Origin of the sequence: Intrasporangium calvum DSM 43043, from assembly GCF_000184685.1 — a bacterium.
In the GTDB taxonomy this organism is placed as follows: Bacteria; Actinomycetota; Actinomycetes; order Actinomycetales; family Dermatophilaceae; genus Intrasporangium; species Intrasporangium calvum.
Map to the genome: position 1 here is coordinate 348,051 of NC_014830.1, position 14,749 is coordinate 362,799.

At 68.3% G+C, this 14,749-nt stretch carries 13 protein-coding genes and 1 pseudogene; 9 read left to right on the top strand and 5 right to left on the bottom strand.

Annotated features, from left to right (window positions below; translation table 11 throughout):
* Nucleotides 1-266 precede the first annotated feature (266 nt).
* A complete protein-coding gene (locus tag INTCA_RS01670; protein ID WP_013491197.1) occupies nucleotides 267-821 on the top strand; it encodes a hypothetical protein in 555 nt (184 codons plus the stop codon).
* Nucleotides 822-1,084: 263 nt separating this feature from the next.
* On the top strand, nucleotides 1,085-2,401 hold the full coding sequence (locus INTCA_RS01675) for an ISL3 family transposase (RefSeq protein ID WP_013491198.1): 1,317 nt from the start codon (nucleotides 1,085-1,087) through the stop codon (nucleotides 2,399-2,401).
* 784 nt (nucleotides 2,402-3,185) lie between these two features.
* Here the strand turns inward: INTCA_RS01675 and INTCA_RS01685 are convergent.
* Nucleotides 3,186-3,620, bottom strand: coding sequence for an IS110 family transposase (locus INTCA_RS01685; protein ID WP_013491199.1), 435 nt, complete (start codon nucleotides 3,618-3,620; stop codon nucleotides 3,186-3,188).
* A 534-nt stretch (nucleotides 3,621-4,154) separates the two neighbouring features.
* On the opposite strand from INTCA_RS01685, the gene INTCA_RS18900 reads away from it, so the two are divergent.
* The 3 genes from INTCA_RS18900 to INTCA_RS19735 all read left to right on the top strand — a co-directional run bounded on the left by INTCA_RS18900 (nucleotide 4,155) and on the right by INTCA_RS19735 (nucleotide 8,295).
* Nucleotides 4,155-5,906 (top strand): cell wall-binding repeat-containing protein, encoded by a 1,752-nt coding sequence (locus INTCA_RS18900; protein WP_013491200.1) that lies wholly within the window; start codon nucleotides 4,155-4,157, stop codon nucleotides 5,904-5,906.
* Nucleotides 5,907-6,296: 390 nt separating this feature from the next.
* Entirely contained in the window at nucleotides 6,297-7,859 is a 1,563-nt protein-coding gene (locus INTCA_RS01695) for an outer membrane protein assembly factor BamB family protein (RefSeq protein WP_013491202.1), read from the top strand.
* 277 nt (nucleotides 7,860-8,136) lie between these two features.
* Complete coding sequence (locus INTCA_RS19735; RefSeq protein WP_169312899.1) at nucleotides 8,137-8,295, top strand: hypothetical protein; 159 nt, start codon at nucleotides 8,137-8,139, stop codon at nucleotides 8,293-8,295.
* Between the two features lie 12 nt (nucleotides 8,296-8,307).
* Here INTCA_RS19735 and INTCA_RS01700 read toward each other — a convergent pair whose 3' ends face one another.
* Together INTCA_RS01700 and INTCA_RS18475 are read right to left on the bottom strand one after the other, a co-directional pair.
* Nucleotides 8,308-8,553: a hypothetical protein gene (locus INTCA_RS01700; protein WP_013491203.1), complete on the bottom strand. Its 246-nt coding sequence runs from the start codon at nucleotides 8,551-8,553 to the stop codon at nucleotides 8,308-8,310.
* Nucleotides 8,550-9,071 (bottom strand): lectin-like protein, encoded by a 522-nt coding sequence (locus tag INTCA_RS18475; RefSeq protein ID WP_013491204.1) that lies wholly within the window; start codon nucleotides 9,069-9,071, stop codon nucleotides 8,550-8,552. Before INTCA_RS18475 ends, INTCA_RS01700 begins: the two co-directional genes overlap by 4 nt.
* Before the next feature lie 204 nt (nucleotides 9,072-9,275).
* On the opposite strand from INTCA_RS18475, the pseudogene INTCA_RS18905 reads away from it, so the two are divergent.
* The 4 genes and pseudogenes from INTCA_RS18905 to INTCA_RS01720 form a co-directional block, all read left to right on the top strand.
* Nucleotides 9,276-9,566: pseudogene (locus INTCA_RS18905) on the top strand (ISL3 family transposase); the annotation flags it as partial.
* A gap of 65 nt (nucleotides 9,567-9,631) precedes the next feature.
* A complete protein-coding gene (locus INTCA_RS01710) occupies nucleotides 9,632-10,531 on the top strand; it encodes an SMP-30/gluconolactonase/LRE family protein (RefSeq protein ID WP_013491205.1) in 900 nt (299 codons plus the stop codon).
* Between the two features lie 340 nt (nucleotides 10,532-10,871).
* Entirely contained in the window at nucleotides 10,872-11,504 is a 633-nt protein-coding gene (locus INTCA_RS01715; RefSeq protein WP_013491206.1) for a nucleotidyltransferase domain-containing protein, read from the top strand.
* Nucleotides 11,501-11,878, top strand: a complete 378-nt coding sequence (locus tag INTCA_RS01720; protein ID WP_013491207.1) for a HEPN domain-containing protein — start codon at nucleotides 11,501-11,503, stop codon at nucleotides 11,876-11,878. The genes INTCA_RS01715 and INTCA_RS01720 overlap by 4 nt, the downstream gene beginning before the upstream one ends.
* 921 nt (nucleotides 11,879-12,799) lie before the next feature.
* Here INTCA_RS01720 and INTCA_RS01725 read toward each other — a convergent pair.
* Together INTCA_RS01725 and INTCA_RS01730 are read right to left on the bottom strand one after the other, a co-directional pair.
* A complete protein-coding gene (locus tag INTCA_RS01725) occupies nucleotides 12,800-13,009 on the bottom strand; it encodes a hypothetical protein (RefSeq protein ID WP_013491208.1) in 210 nt (69 codons plus the stop codon).
* A gap of 5 nt (nucleotides 13,010-13,014) precedes the next feature.
* Complete coding sequence (locus tag INTCA_RS01730) at nucleotides 13,015-14,664, bottom strand: sigma-54-dependent Fis family transcriptional regulator (protein WP_218916283.1); 1,650 nt, start codon at nucleotides 14,662-14,664, stop codon at nucleotides 13,015-13,017.
* Between the last annotated feature and the right edge of the window lie 85 nt (nucleotides 14,665-14,749).

The following is a 14,749-nucleotide window of genomic DNA, read 5'->3' on the forward strand; positions in this document are numbered from 1 at the left end:
TTCCGAGAGTTCATCGAGGTGGGTTGTGGACAACCGCGTCTCGACGAGCGAGGTTGCCCGTTTTGTGGTGACATGGACGCGAACGCAGCGAAGGGCCGCTCCGCACCACTGCTGGGGCCGGACCGTGGAGATCTTGGGGGCAAGACGCAGCGCACCGCCAGGTCCGCACTCTCCACTTCCGCACGCGCCTTGAAAGAAACCCCGGCTGGGGTGATCGCAACATGAACATCCTCGCCTTAGGCCAGATGAGACCTGAAGGAGATGCCATGACCAGCAACGCCCGCACCGGCGTCATCGGACTTGCCATCGTGGCGGTCCTCGCGACCGGCGGGTGCACCGACCAAGGTCTGCCGCCCGCCACCACCTCCAGCCCCTCGGCGACCGGGACGACACCGATCACCACGAGCACAACCATGACGGCGCAGGATCCCGAGCTGGCGGCGGCGGAGGCGACCGTGGAGAAGCTCTGGAAGCTGGTCGACGCCCTGGGCGCCGACAAGCAGCGCAGCCTCGACGAGCTCAACACGGTCGCCCGCGACCAGACTCTCGAGATCTGGCGCGAGCTGCTCACAAAGAGGCGGCGGGAAGCGATTCGCCAAACCGGCAGCACCTCAATCGTCTCTACGGAGGCATCGTCGGCCAGAGGCAAGCTCACCGTCGACACGTGCTTCGACGTCAGCAAGACGAACCTGCTCGACACGGACGGCAAGTCCGTGGTCTCCGAGAACCGTGCCTCACGAGTGCGTTACACCTCCGTGGTCGAGCGCGGGAGCAACGGCAACTACTACGTCGTGCAGGACAAGGCGGTGGAGACATGCTGACGCGATCCGCGCTCGTCCCCGCGCTGGCACTCGGGATAGGGCTGTTCTCGCCGGCTTCGGCCACCGACCCCGTGAACATGTGCACCGCCCTCATTTCTGGGACTCCTCGGCTTCCTGTGGGTCCGGGAGGGGTGGTTTGTGACCGAATCGCCTTGTGGGGGTTGATGCGGGTCGTTCGAGTGAGGTTGATGCGTGACGCGCACGCGTCGGCTGCCTAGGTTCGGAGCTGCCAAGCAAACCGGGCCTGCGACAGGAGCGGCCGCGTGCGCGCCACCACTGCATTCAACAAGATGCTCGCCATTCCCGGTGCCCATGTCACCGGTGTCGTGTTCACCCCGGACGGGATCGTGGTCGACCTGGGCCGGCGGGCCAAGCGGCTGCGCTGCCCGTGCGGCTGGTCGACCCGGGCTGTCTACGACCGCTCGAGGCGGTCTTGGCGCGGCTTGGACCTGGGCACGGCCAAGGTGTTCCTGCGCGCTTCGATCCGCCGGCTGATGTGTCGACGCTGCGGCCGGGTTCGTACCGAGGCGGTGCCGTGGGCGCGGCCGGGAGCGCGGTTCACCCGCGACTTCGAGGACGTCGTGGCCTGGCTGGCCCAGCGGATGGACAAGAGCGCGGTCACCCGGCTGCTGCGCTGCTCGTGGGAGGCGGTGGCCAACATCGTGACCCGGGTGGTGGCCGAGCAGCTGGACGAGACGCGGCTGCGCGACCTCTACCGGATCGGGGTCGACGAGGTGTCCTACCGCAAGGGCCACCGGTACCTGACCGTGGTCGCCGACCACGACCGCGACGGCGCGGTGGTCTGGGTCGGCGAGGGCAAGAGCGCGGCCACCCTGGGCGCCTTCTACGAGCAGCTCGGCGAGGATGGTTGCGCCCAAGTCCAGGCCGTCTCAATGGATCTGGGCGCCGCGTTCAAGAAGGCCACCGACGCCCACGCGCCGACGGCCCGCCAGTGCGTCGACCCGTTCCACCTGATCGCGCTAGCGAACGAAGCGATCAACAAGGCCCGCCGGTGGGCCTGGAACATCGAACGCGACAAAGCCAGACACGCCGCCGCGCAGGCCGGCCCGAAACGCCGCGGCCGACCACCCGCCGGCAGCCCGCCACCGACGCGGGACCAGGCCCGCTGGGTCAAGCACACCCGCTGGGCGCTGCTGAAGGACCCCGAGCACCTGAACGCGTCCCAGCTGCAGGTGCTGCACGAACTGCGCCGCAGCCACTCCGTGCTCTACCGCTGCTGGCAGCTCAAGGAAGGCCTGCGCGACCTCTACCGACTCGCCGACCCCGCCGACGCTCCCGAGCACCTGAACTGCTGGCCTGGGCCTGCCGCAGCCGGATCCCCGCCTTCATCACCCTGTCCAAGACCGTCCGGGCCAACCGCGACCGGATCCTCGCCGCCGTGCAGCTCGGCCTATCCAACTCCAAGCTCGAGGGCCTCAACTCAAGATCCGCCTGATCAACCATCGCGGCTGCGGACACCACAGCGCCGCCGCCCTCATCGCGATGATCTACCTCTGCTGCGGCGGACTGACCATCCAGCTACCCACACAAAGGTGAGGAGAACCGCATTTAAGGCATGATTCTCGTCAGCTAAACCTGCAATTCTGGTCGATCTGGTGGCCTGCCGCCAGCAAGTTCGGCAGCGTCAAGCCACGGTTCCCAGGTGCGCCGTGATGATGACCGAGCCGACGTCGCGATGTCCCCCTGCGGCCACGATGTGTGCGGAGATGTCCGTGACCCCGTTCGCTGCGAGGACCGCTAACCAGCTGCTTATGCGACTCGAGGACCTCGACTGTCAGCTGGTCGTCGCTCAACATGGCCGCGCGAGTCGTTGGAGTGCCTCGAAGTAGCCGCGGGTAGGCGTACATCTCGGGCCGGGCCGTCCACGTCCAGTGCGTCTTCCACACGATGAAGAAGCGTTCCCCGGTGATGGTCCGCCGTAGCTTGGCCACGCCGCCGGACACTTGGGGGTGGAACCACCTGAGGAACTCCGGGACGAGGGCGTCGGCGCTGGTGACGGCCTTGGCCTCGATGGCCGCCATGGGTGGCCGCTGGGCAAGTCCTGGGTCGTCAGATCCTTCCGGGCGACCCCGAGATATGACTCGCGCCTGGCGATGTGGCCACGGTCGCTGCCGTTGATGTTGATCGCGGCTCGCAGTGCGTCGTTCGCCTCGCTCTCAGGCTTCCTCAAGCACATGGCCACGAGGTCCTCGCGGGGCCGGCCACGGAGGCAGAGGGGGAGTGCGTCTTCGATCAGCTTGCGCATGCTTCCGGTCTCGTCAGAGCTCACGCCGGCACCCTATGAGAGGACGCACCAGAGATCCGGGACGCCGAGACGCGAAAGCATCTGCTCCGCAGGGTCAGTTACTCACTTCGGGCGACCAGCATCCGCAGCGCCTCGAGCTCGACGTCGTAGGCCAGGACTCGTAGCCCCGTGGTGCGGACCGCGACGACGGCGACGGCGTGCGCGTCGTGGGCGTCGGTCTTGCGGTTGTGGCCGGTGTCGAGCGCTCGGGCTCGGCGGCTGAGGCTGGCCCGCACGTCGACGACGTGCTCGCCGTCGGCGAGCAGCCGCTGCGCCAACGGCCGGCCCGCGCCGTTGCTGCCCTCGACCGCCCAGACCCGCTCCCGGTAGGCCGCGACGTGCCGGCGCATCGCGGCATAGCCGGCCCTGTCGGTGCCGAACCGGCCCGTGGCCAGCACTCGGTCGTCGACGACCTCGATGGTCGCCGACAGCTTGTGGGGATCGACGCCGATGAACACCATCTCTAGCACCCGCTCTCCGTCGTAGGCCTCCATGGGGTCGCGAGGCGGGCAGTGCTACTGAGAGCTGGGCAGAGCCCTCTGGAGCCACACCTCACGGGCGGCACTCGGCGGGAACGCAAACCGATGTAGAGCCACACCGATCACGCTGGTGGGCGGCCGCTTGGAGAGCTTCCCGCCGGGCACCTGGACCGAGTCTGGCCGGACACCGGTCCTACCGAAAGTGTCAAGTAGCCGCGTGTCGGCTGGCCGGCTTCGCGCCGGCCTCCCGAAGTCAGGCGCTTGAGAAAGGTGGGGAGGTGCAGCCGCGTCACGGCGTGCAGTTCAGGAGTTCGTGACCCCGCCGCGCGGGCCGAGGCACGGCGTAGCTGGCCCCGTTTCGGACCATGCGATGGAATCCTCGGGGCGTAGAACTCCGAGACCTACGGCCACGTGACCCGCACCATAGATTTCCCGATTCGTGTCTCATCGGGTGCGTACGCGGCCTACCGTCCATGTACCGCGGCCCGCTGAGTCCGCCGGTGCAGTGCTGGGGGCGGTTGCCGTGGTTTCTCTGGCGGGAGCCTGCTCATGCACCCTTGGTCAAGGCTGACATCGTTCCTCGCCGCGGGCGTCGTCTCGTTCGCGGCCGCCGTGGCGGCGGCCCCGCCGGTCCAGGCCGCTCCCGTCACGGCCGCGAGCTTGCCGGCGATGCTGAGCGTCCAGGCCGAGGACGGCGCCCATGACTACAGCCGGGACTACTTCCCGCTCTGGATCGACGCGGACCGCGACGGCTGCAACACCCGCTACGAGGTCTTGATCGCCGAGTCCACCACGCAGGTCACCGTCGGCGCGGGATGCAGCCTCTCAGGGGGCGCCTGGCTGTCCCCGTACGACGCCGCGACGTGGACGGACCCGGCCGACGTGGACATTGACCACATGGTCGCGCTCGCGGAGGCGTGGCGTTCCGGCGCGTGGGCGTGGACCACCGACCAGCGCACCCAGTACGCCAACGACCTCGACGTCGACTACGCCTTGGTCGCCGTCACGGACAACGTGAACCAGGCCAAGGGCGACCAGGACCCCGCCGAGTGGCTACCGCCGTACATCCCGTTCCAGTGCCAGTACGTCATCGACTGGGCACTGGTGAAGTACCGCTGGTCGCTGTCCATCGACCCCGCAGAGGAGGCAGCGGTGGTCGCGATGCTCTCCGGCGCCTGCGGCGACACCATCGTCACCCTGCCGACCCAGCAGGTGAGCACCACCACCCCGGCGGGCGGCGCGGTGACCGGCTTCCCGGATGGGATCACCCGCCTCGCGGGAGCCACCCGGTACGAGACAGCCATCCAGGTCTCACAGCGCTACGCCCCGGGAGTGCCCGCCGTGTACGTCGCTACCGGCACGAACTTCCCCGACGCGCTCTCCGCCGCAGCCGCCGCCGCCCAGGTCGGCGGCCCCCTGCTGCTAACCAGCCCGACGGCGCTGCCGAGCGCGGTCAAGACCGAGATCACCCGACTGAACCCGGCACGCATCTACCTGCTCGGCGGAACCGCAGCAGTCTCCTCCGCAGTTGCCACCACACTGGCAACGATCGCCCCCGTCACCCGCTACGACGGCGCCGACCGGTACGCCACCGGCCTGAACATCGTCAACAGCACCTTCGCCTCCGCCGCCACGGCGATGATCGCCACCGGACGATCCTTCCCCGACGCCCTCGCTGCGACCGGCGCGGCCGGCAAGGTCGACGCCCCCGTGATCCTCGTCGACGGAACCCGCAGCACCGTCACCAGCGACACCCTCAGCGCCCTGACCCGGCTGGGCGTACGACACGTCACCGTCGCCGGCGGCACCGCCGTCGTCTCCACCGGCATCGTCACTCAACTGCAGAGCCTCGGCTTGACCGTCACCCGGTACGGAGGCTCCGACCGGTACGCCACCGCCGCGCTCATCAACAACGCCTACTTCCCCACCGGATCCACCGACACCATGTTCCTGGCCACCGGCACGAACTTCCCCGATGCGCTCGCCGGGGCCGCTCTGGCAGGGCGCCTCGGCGCGCCCCAGTACGTGACCGCCGCGGCGTGCGCACCAGCTCCGATCCACGACTCGGTGGCCGCCCTGGCCCCAGGCAAGACCGCTGTCCTCGGCGGCACCGCGGTCGTCTCGGACATCGCGGCCATGAACTGGGAGTGCCCTCCCGGCAAGCTCTTCCCCGACCCCGTCACCCCCGGCGCCTTCTGCGCCAGCACCTACAGCGGCTGGTACGGCTACACCACCACTGGGACGTTGATGCGCTGCACCACCACCGCCACCGACAGCAGGCTGCGCTGGCGAGCCGCCTGAACGAAGGGTCCAGTTGAACCGCAAACGGATCCCCCAAGGTGGACGGCATCTCGTGTCTGGGCGGCCGCGCTGCGGAACTCTGCCCCAGACGCTCGCAGCACGAAAGGAGGGGGCGGTGCGCGAGCGCCGGCCCCTCCCCATACCCACGCCGTATGCCGCCGAGCTGGCTCCCAGTGACACCGGCGTCCGCAGTGAGGTGAGCTTGACCCACACGCCGCTGAGGGCAGGGACTCCGCGTGGCTTGACCCGATTCGCGGCATGCCTCCCACGGATTCAGAACCAGTTCGCCCGAAAGCCCGGGTGTGAGGCATCTCACAGGTCTAGTTTCGTCTCGTCCATCAGGGGGTGACTCGACGGCCCCTTGTGGTCGTCTCCAGACGAGGAGCAGAGATGGTCAGAATCATGCGTCGTGCACGACTGGCGTTGGTCGCAGGGGTATCGGGGGCCCTGCTCATGGTCGGGCAGGCGGCAGCCGCTCCGGGAGGAAATGGCTGGAACTCGGCCGGCGGTGACCGGTCGAACACGAGGAACGCGGCGAGCGAGACGAAGATCTCGCCGAGCACGGTTGGGGACCTCACGCCGAAGTGGGTCCTCACGGCGGGTGGAGACGTCTCGGCGACGCCCGCCGTGGACGGCACGCGCGTCTACGTGCCCGACTGGGCGGGCAACCTCTACGCCGTCGACCGGATGACTGGCGAGGTCGCCTGGCAGGCGTCGATCCCCGACATCACCGGTGTGCCCGGGAACAAGGCTCGAGCCACGCCGGCGTTCACCGACACGACGCTCGTCGTCGGGGACCAAGGACCCTTTGGAGGCGGTGGGCGCGTCATCGCTCTCGACAAGGCCACCGGGGCGGCGCGTTGGGTGACCCAGGTGGACAGCAACCCGGGGGCGATCATCACCCAGTCAGCGACGATCTTCGACGGCGTGGTTTACGTGGGCGTCGCGTCCCAGGAGGAGGCGTACTCCGCCCTCGTCCCCGGCTACGACTGCTGCACGTTCCGCGGCAGCCTCGTGGCTCTCGATCTCGCCACCGGCAGCATCCTCTGGAAGACGTACATGACACCCGAGGACTTCCCCGGCGTCGCGGTCTGGGGCAGCTCCCCCGCCGTCGATCCCAAGCGCGGGACGGTCTACATCGCGACGGGGAACAACTACGACGTCCCGCAGGACGTGCTTGACTGCGTGGCCGCGGCCGGAACCGACCCCGTAGCGCAGCGTGCCTGCCTCCCACCGGAGGATCTCTTCGACTCGATCGTCGCACTCGACATGCGCACGGGCGCGGTCAAGTGGGCCACTCACGCAATCTCCTACGACGCCTGGACCGTCTCCTGCATCTTCGGCAACCCCTCCAACTGCCCGTCACCGGCCGGGCCCGACTACGACTTCGGCCAGGCGCCGGCGCTCTTCAAGGTCGCGAGCGGGCCGGCCAAGGGGCGCGAGCTGTTGGGGGCGGGGCAGAAGAGCGGCCAGTACTGGGCGCTCGACCCCGACACCGGGGCGGTCGTGTGGGAGACCCAGGCTGGACCGGGCGGCACCGCCGGCGGGCTCCAGTGGGGCTCGGCGGTCGACGGCAGGCGCATCTACACGGCCAACGCGAACAGCAACCTCGTCGAGTTCCCGGACGGGTCCGGAGACACGAGCGGCGTCTGGTCGGCGCTCGACCCGTCCACCGGGGCGATCCTCTGGCAGACGCGTCCCACCCACGGCGGCAGCACGTCGGGGCCGGCCACGACGGCCAACGGCGTCGTCTTCGGCTGCGCGCTCGACGCGGACGGGTACATGTACGCGCTCGACGCCGCTACCGGAGAGATCCTGTGGTCGTTCGAGAGCGGTGGCTCGTGCCTGTCCGGGGCGGCCATCTCCAACGGAATGGTCTACTGGGGCTCGGGCTACAGCAACTTCGGCTTCGGCACGGCGAACAACAAGCTGTACGCCTTCGGCCTGAACTGACCCGGCGCGGCGGCGTCGGTGGCGGCACGGCGACGGCTCGCCCATCCCGGGCGGGCCGGCGCCACTGCCCGACCGAGCCAGCTTGTCCGGACGCCCGAGCTTCGGCTTCGTGTCGTAGAAGAAGAACGCGACCGCCCCAACCGGCAGCACGGAGTTCCAGTTCACGGCCGGCAACCTGAACTTCCACTCCGACGACTACCAGTGGCTCGTCGTCGCCGGCGACAAGGCGCAGTACAAGGGCACCGGCACCGTCAACGACGCGAGCGGCTACGGCTTCATGCTCACCGCGACCGACGGCAGCCCGGACACGTTCCGGATCGAGATCTGGAAGACCGCGGACGACACGATCGTCTACGACAACCAGATCGGTGGCGGCGACACGGCCGACCCGACGACCGCGAGCGCGGGCGGCTCGATCCAGATCCACAAGGGCTGACGCCCCCTCACTTCAGGTCCCAGCCGTATGCCGTGAGGCACGGGCTCCGACATGAGTGTCCTCAGCTGGTGGCGGGGACGATTCGGATCGCGTCGGAACCTTGACGTTCTCACCGGAGTAGGTCTTCGCCGTCAGGTACGCCGTGGCGTCACCCAACGAGTAGGTGCCGTCGGTGTCCTCGATCTGCACGACGAGGTCGAGGTCCCCGTCGCCGTCGACGTCCTGGAGTGACCCGGCCTGGCCGCTCTTGCCCTTCATTTGGACGCTGGCGCCATCGAGAGCGACCGTGGCGGGGTCGACCGTGGACGCGTCGAACGCGGCCGTGGTGAGGATGGCCACCGGGATGACACCGTTGCCGTCGTCGTTGATGCTGTTGTCGTCGCTTCCGGGCTTGATGTCATCGCGACCTGACGGCCCTCGTACTCCACGACGTAGCCACCCGAGGCGCCGTAGTTGTACAACTCGGGCGCGTCGTTCCACTTTCCGTTTGTGCCCAGGAAGGCGAGGGCGTCCTCGCCCCCGGAGTTGTTGGGCTCGCCCAGGAGCCAGTTGGTGTAGCCCCAGGTTTCGCCGGTGATCCACGTCCAGCCACCCGCTGGCTCGGTCGCGCCGTCCGTCTGGTAGCCGCCCAGCCACGTCGTGTGGAGACCCTCCCCGAAGGTGCTGAAGAGGAAGGCCTGCTCGTCAGCCGTCGTGATCGTGGCGAGGTGGCCTGCGCAGAGCGGACCACCCTGCGTACGCTCCGCGGCCGCGGAGCGGGCCTGGTGCCAGGTCATCCCGTCTGGGACGACTTCGTAGCTGTTGCCGTTTGCCGGCGTTGAGCGTTGCGGCTGAAGCGGCGGAGGTTCCGGCGATGCCGAGGCTCAAAGCGGCTCATCACAATCGAGGGTGTAGAGATGGTCGGCGCGTCGGTGCCTGAGTAGGGGTCGAGGTCTTCCGATGATGGGAGTTCTCACACTGCCCATCTGGAAGACCTCGACGTGTCTGACGCTACCTTCGCTTCCCCTGCCCTGACCACCCTCGCTCGCCTCGATGGGCTCGGGCTGGTGGTGACGGGGCAACGACTCGAGCCGGATCGCGCCGTGCTGGCCTGCCGTGTGGTCGAGCCCGATCAGTGGTGTCGCCGCTGCGGCTGCGAGGGCCTCCCACGCGACACCGTCGTGCGGCGGCTGGCGCACGAGCCGCTGGGCTGGCGTCCCACCATGCTGGAGGTGACGATCCGTCGCTACCGGTGCGCCGGGTGCGGGCACGTGTGGCGGCAGGACACCAGCCTGCGGCACGACACTGCGCGCCGTTACTCAATGCGCAGGTCACACGGGTGGCTAGGATCAACGGCATGACCGAGCGGGCTGTCCACAGCGTGATTTCCGGGATGTCCTACACCGAGTGCCCACGATGGCATGAGGGCCGGCTGTGGTTTGCCGATTTCTACACCGATGCGATCTATTCGGTGACCGAGGCGGGCGAGGACTTGCGTACCGAAGTCGAGGTACCGGCCCAGCCATCCGGCCTCGGCTGGCTGCCGGACGGCCGGCTGGTGTTCGTGTCGATGAAGGACCGCAAGGTTATGCGCCGCGAATCCGACGGCAGCGTTGTCGTGCATGCCGACGTCACCGATGCCGTCACAGGCCATCCGAACGACATGGTGGTGGACGGCGAGGGTCGATGCTGGCTGGGCAACTTCGGGTTCGACCTGATGGGCGGGGCAGATGTGGAGACTGCGAGCCTGCTACGGATCGATCCCGACGGCTCCGTGACCGAAGTGGCACATGACCTGTGGTTTCCCAACGGCAGTGTGGTCACGGGCGACGGGGGCACTCTCATCGTCGATGAGACGTTCGGAAACCGCATCAGCGCGTTCACGATCCAGTCCGATGGTCGACTCGGCGAGCGCCGCGACTGGGCGAGGTTCGGTGACCTGCCCACCTCTCGGGTAGTCGCCGAGGCGGTGCCGCAGGCCGTCCTAGCCCCGGATGGGTGTTGCCTCGATGCGGAAGGGTGCCTCTGGGTTGCCGACGCGGTCGGCGGTCGTGTCTGCCGGGTCGCCGAAGGCGGTGAGATCCTCGAGGAGATCATGCCGGGCAGCGGGGTGTTCGCCTGCATGCTCGGTGGCAGTGACGGGCGCACCCTTTTCCTCAGTTGCGCGCCGGATTTCGACGAGCACGCGCGCAGCGCGGCTCGCGAAGCAGAGATCCGAGCCGTGCGGGTGGATGTGCCGCATGCCGGTCTACCCTGACCGGATCGCGGCTCTGCGAGCCGCATCATTCTGGCCGGAGTGACGCGGGGACTCCACTCTGGTTTGCCAGCGGAGACTCGAGCGTTCTAGACCGTCACGTGGTCACTCGGTACCACGCGCATGGGCCCTGACATGGGCCCTGAGATGGGCCCTCAGATGCCTCGCAATCTCGGTTGCGTAACGATGGGTCTGGACCCGACTTGGGATGCCTGCAAGGCCTTGACCTGCGCAAACGCCATCTCCCGGTGGGGTACGGCCCGACGCGAGTGAATGGCTGCAATACCTTCTCTGTGGGAGATATAGTTGCCGCGCGGTAAGTATTTCTGCCATTCTCGATTGCGTGGACTTATCCCAGCCCTTGAGCACGGTTGCGCCGACGCTCGATGCTGATGCGCTGACCGTGCTTGCCCGCACCGACACCCCGCTGACCGGCCGGGGCATCGCCTCGCTCGTTCGCCGGGGCAGCCGCCCGGGCATACAAGCAGTGCTAAACCGGCTCGTAGAGCACGGGCTGGTCACCGCCCAGCCCGCCGGCTCGGCCACGCTGTACCGACTCAACCGGGAGCACCTGCTCGCCGAGCCACTGCTGGCCATGGTGACGGCGAACGCCACCCTGACGCGCCGGATCCGTGATGAGATCGGCAGCTGGAACCATCCGGCTGTCGCCGCGGCACTCTTCGGCTCGTACGCCCGAGGGCAGGCGCACGCCGGCAGCGACATCGACCTGTTCCTCGTGCGCCCAGACGGCACCGACGAGGGTGCCCCAGGCTGGCGTGCCCAGGTGGACTCCCTCGAGGTGCGCGTGCGGGCTTGGACTGGCAACCTCCTCGAGGTACTTGAGGTCGACGAGCGGGAGGTGGCGGCCATGGGCGCCAGGAAGGATCGGCTCGTCGAAGAACTGCTCAACGACGCGCTCCAGCTGGTCGGACCAGAGCCCCGGCATCTCTTCCGTTCCAGGCGGAGCGCTCGATGAGCGCGCTCACGCAAGCTCGCGACCACCTGAACAAGGCGCGAGAGTTCCTCGAGGCGGCTGAGATTGACCTGGACCTCGAATTCTTCTCAGCCGCGACCTCCCATGCTGTTATCGCCGGTATCAACTCGAAGGACGCCATCTGCCTCAAGTTGACCGGGCGCACCACGAAGGGCGATAAGCATCACGAGGCCGTCGCGGAGCTGAAGCCGGCAGGCCCGGAAGGCGCCGACGTGGCCGCGACGATGAGCCGCCTGCTGAAGTTGAAGACGAAGGCCCAGTACCTCGCGCCCGCGATTGGCAGAAAGGATGCAAGTAAGGCGGTCGAGTGGGCCACGCGCATGGTCGAGCAGGCGATAGCCGAGGTGAGCCGCTGAAGTCCCCGGCGCAGACGCTCCGGCAACCCTCTGACAGACTGAGGGCCGACAGGCAGTCGACGGGCCGTCAAGCCATCTCCTCGATGCGTCAGCGGGGCGGGTGGGCCATCGCCGGCCATGTCTGGATGAAGGTGAGCGAGTGTCAGTGGGTCGCCTCTCGGGTCCAGCGGCGCCGCTGGTGTGGGCCCTGAGATGGGCCCTGAGATGGGCACTGAGATGCCTCGCGATGTCGGTTGCGTAACGATGCGTCTTGGCCCGACTTGGGATGCCTGCAGCCCTGTGACCTGCGCAAAGTCGCGTCCGCGGGAGGCGTGGGTCGTCAGATGTCGGCCCGGGTCGGGGTGTCCGGTTTCCTACGGATCAGAAGGTTAGGGGTTCGAATCCCTTCGGGTGCGCACTGTGTTGGGACAGTAGATGGCGGCCTGACCTGCGGAAACGCGGGTCAGGCCGCTTCTTCGTGCGCTCCGTGAGCACTGCTCATCTTTGGGCCCATGGGCCCTGAGATGCTCGAGCCGATCTCCCTTCGGCCAGCTCGCCTCGGGCAGTGCAGATTCGTGCCGCAACATGCGGTGTGGCACGCCAAAGCTCGCCGTGCCGCTCTCGGGCACGGCCCGTTGAGGTCAGCCTGTGTCGCGCCAGCAGACGGGTCCCGTTCCCACGCGACGTCCGCGGCATGAGCGGACGCCCGCGTCGTGGCGGCGCCAGTGATCGTGCCCGGCGATGGATGGCACCCTGTGGGCGTGGTCCGGTGCGGTGTGGGAGCGTGCTTCGCGGTTCTTCCATGACGAGGACCCAGTGCGATCGATGCGGCGGTAGGTGCTGGTCCCTGCGTCGGTGGTCGACAGTTCTGGGAGGGGCTGTACGTCCGGTTCGCAGCGGCCTGCTCGGTTGCCCTAGTCGCAGGATTGCTCCTGCTGGCCATCACCCCAGACGGAGCGAGCGTCGCCGCGACGTGGTGAGCAGCCCCGCGGACGGATTGTCCGGAGTGCTGGCGGCGGGCCACCGCCGCGCCGCAGTATCCACGGCGTCGCCGAGCACCGCGAGGACGGCGTAGTCCTGGTCCGCGACGAGGAAGTCCTCTGTCGAGCTGGTGGCCAGGTGCGAGAGCCGGGCCCCGGGCCTCTTCCTCACGTTCGTCAGAGGCGCGTCGTGTCGATGCCGTACCTTCGCATCTTCCGGTAGATCGTCGCTCGCGAGATCCCGAGGTCCCGGGCCGTCTGGAGCACGTTGCGATCATGTTCGACGAGTCCCTTGAGTATGGCGTCGCGCTCCACCTCCTCCAGCGTCGTGAGCTTGCTGCGCCCCTGCACTCGGAACTCCGGCGGGAGGTCGGTCGGCTCGATCGTGCTCTTGGTATGCCGCCTGCTGAGCAACCGGACGGTCTGCTCGAGCTGCCGGACGTTCTCCGGCCATGGATAGCGCTGCAGGGCGTGCTCGGTGGCGGGCGAGAGGTGGAGGTCCTCGTGCGGGCGATACCGCCTGAGGAAGAAGCGGATCAGGGCCAGGACGTCATCGTGTCGGTGACGCAGGGGCGGAATGTCGATGTGGGTGCCGCACAACGTCACCAGCTCGTCCTCCGGCGCCACGGCGGACGCCTGCGCGGTCAGGACGATCCGGGCAGAGTTCGCCGGCGAGCGGAGACTGAGCTGGTCGACGACGAGAGTGCGCAGGCGGGCGCTCATCCAGTGGGCGTTGCGCACGATGACCACGTTCTCCGGGTCGGTGACGCTGAGCGCGAGCGAGGCGACCCAAGCGCACTCGGTCTCCGGGCTTTCCTCAACCGGCGGGTCGAGCACCAGCGGGGGGGTGCCCCCGTGGGCGCGATGAATCGCTCCGATGAGATGGACCTTCCCCGCGCCCGCCTCCCCGAAGATGCAGATCCAGGAGCGTGCCCGGTAGGCGGCCTCCGCCTCGGCGACGGACTTCACCCACGCCGGGTCAGAGCCGACCAGACCCGAGATGCGCCGGGGCGGGTGGGCCCTCACTGAGCTGCGGGGACGGCCCACGAGACGCACCTGGAGCACCTCACCGGCTTCCTGGGCCTCGTCGTTCCCAACGGGCGAACGCCGGATCTCGACGACGAGTCCCGACGGGAGGATGAGCGTCCTGCCATCGGCCAGGCTTCCGTCCTGCGCGATCTCTCGGGCGTGCGAGAGCAAAGCGGTCTGGTCCCCGCCGGTGATCGAGGCCCGGAGACGGTCGTTCATCATCACAACATCCGCGTTGAAGGCGAGCACCGGCGTGTGGCGGATCGCCCTACACGTCTCCAGGTAGCGCTCGAACAGGACGTACTCGCGCTGGGATGAGATGAGCGCGAGCTCGCGCTCGATCTGGCGGGCCGTGGAGGCGGCCAGGGCCAGTGCCATGCTCCCAGAGCCCGAGGCGACGGTGGCAGTGAGGTTGAAGGCCCCAAGCGCGACCCTGCGGGTGGGGTGGAGGATCGGCACCGCGGCACAGTGGAAGAACCGGAGCTCCTCCACGTAGTGCTCAGGCCCGCTGATGACGGTCGGCCTCGCGCTCGCGAGGGCGGTGCCGATGCCGTTGGTGCCGACAAACTCCTCCGCGTACACATGCCCGGGCGCGAGGCTGACGTGGTTCAGCCGGGTCGTGAGGCCCTCGTGCGTGACCCTGCGCTCGAGCACGAGGCCGCTCTTGTCGGTGAGCATGGTGGCGACAGGCTCGTTGGCCAGCTGCTCGTGCAGCGCCTCGAGGATCGGGGAGGCCGCCTTGACCAGCGGGGTGTCGAGGTCCGGGTCCTCGACGAAGGGTGCGTCAAGTCGTGTCATGTTCACCTGGTGGCCGATCGAACGCTGCCATGAGGCGATCACCATCGGCCGTACGGTGGAAGATCTCCCCTGAGCGGCGAGGTAC

Bases quoted from the DNA above. Each gene is read 5' to 3' on its own strand.
- INTCA_RS01670 (WP_013491197.1), top strand. From the start codon at position 267: ATGACCAGCAACGCCCGCACCGGCGTCATCGGACTTGCCATCGTGGCG.
- INTCA_RS01685 (WP_013491199.1), bottom strand. From the start codon at position 3,620: ATGGAGGCCTACGACGGAGAGCGGGTGCTAGAGATGGTGTTCATCGGC.
- INTCA_RS18900 (WP_013491200.1), top strand. From the start codon at position 4,155: ATGCACCCTTGGTCAAGGCTGACATCGTTCCTCGCCGCGGGCGTCGTC.
- INTCA_RS01695 (WP_013491202.1), top strand. From the start codon at position 6,297: ATGGTCAGAATCATGCGTCGTGCACGACTGGCGTTGGTCGCAGGGGTA.
- INTCA_RS19735 (WP_169312899.1), top strand. From the start codon at position 8,137: ATGCTCACCGCGACCGACGGCAGCCCGGACACGTTCCGGATCGAGATC.
- INTCA_RS01700 (WP_013491203.1), bottom strand. From the start codon at position 8,553: ATGAAGGGCAAGAGCGGCCAGGCCGGGTCACTCCAGGACGTCGACGGC.
- INTCA_RS18475 (WP_013491204.1), bottom strand. From the start codon at position 9,071: ATGACCTGGCACCAGGCCCGCTCCGCGGCCGCGGAGCGTACGCAGGGT.
- INTCA_RS01710 (WP_013491205.1), top strand. From the start codon at position 9,632: ATGACCGAGCGGGCTGTCCACAGCGTGATTTCCGGGATGTCCTACACC.
- INTCA_RS01720 (WP_013491207.1), top strand. From the start codon at position 11,501: ATGAGCGCGCTCACGCAAGCTCGCGACCACCTGAACAAGGCGCGAGAG.
- INTCA_RS01730 (WP_218916283.1), bottom strand. From the start codon at position 14,664: ATGACACGACTTGACGCACCCTTCGTCGAGGACCCGGACCTCGACACC.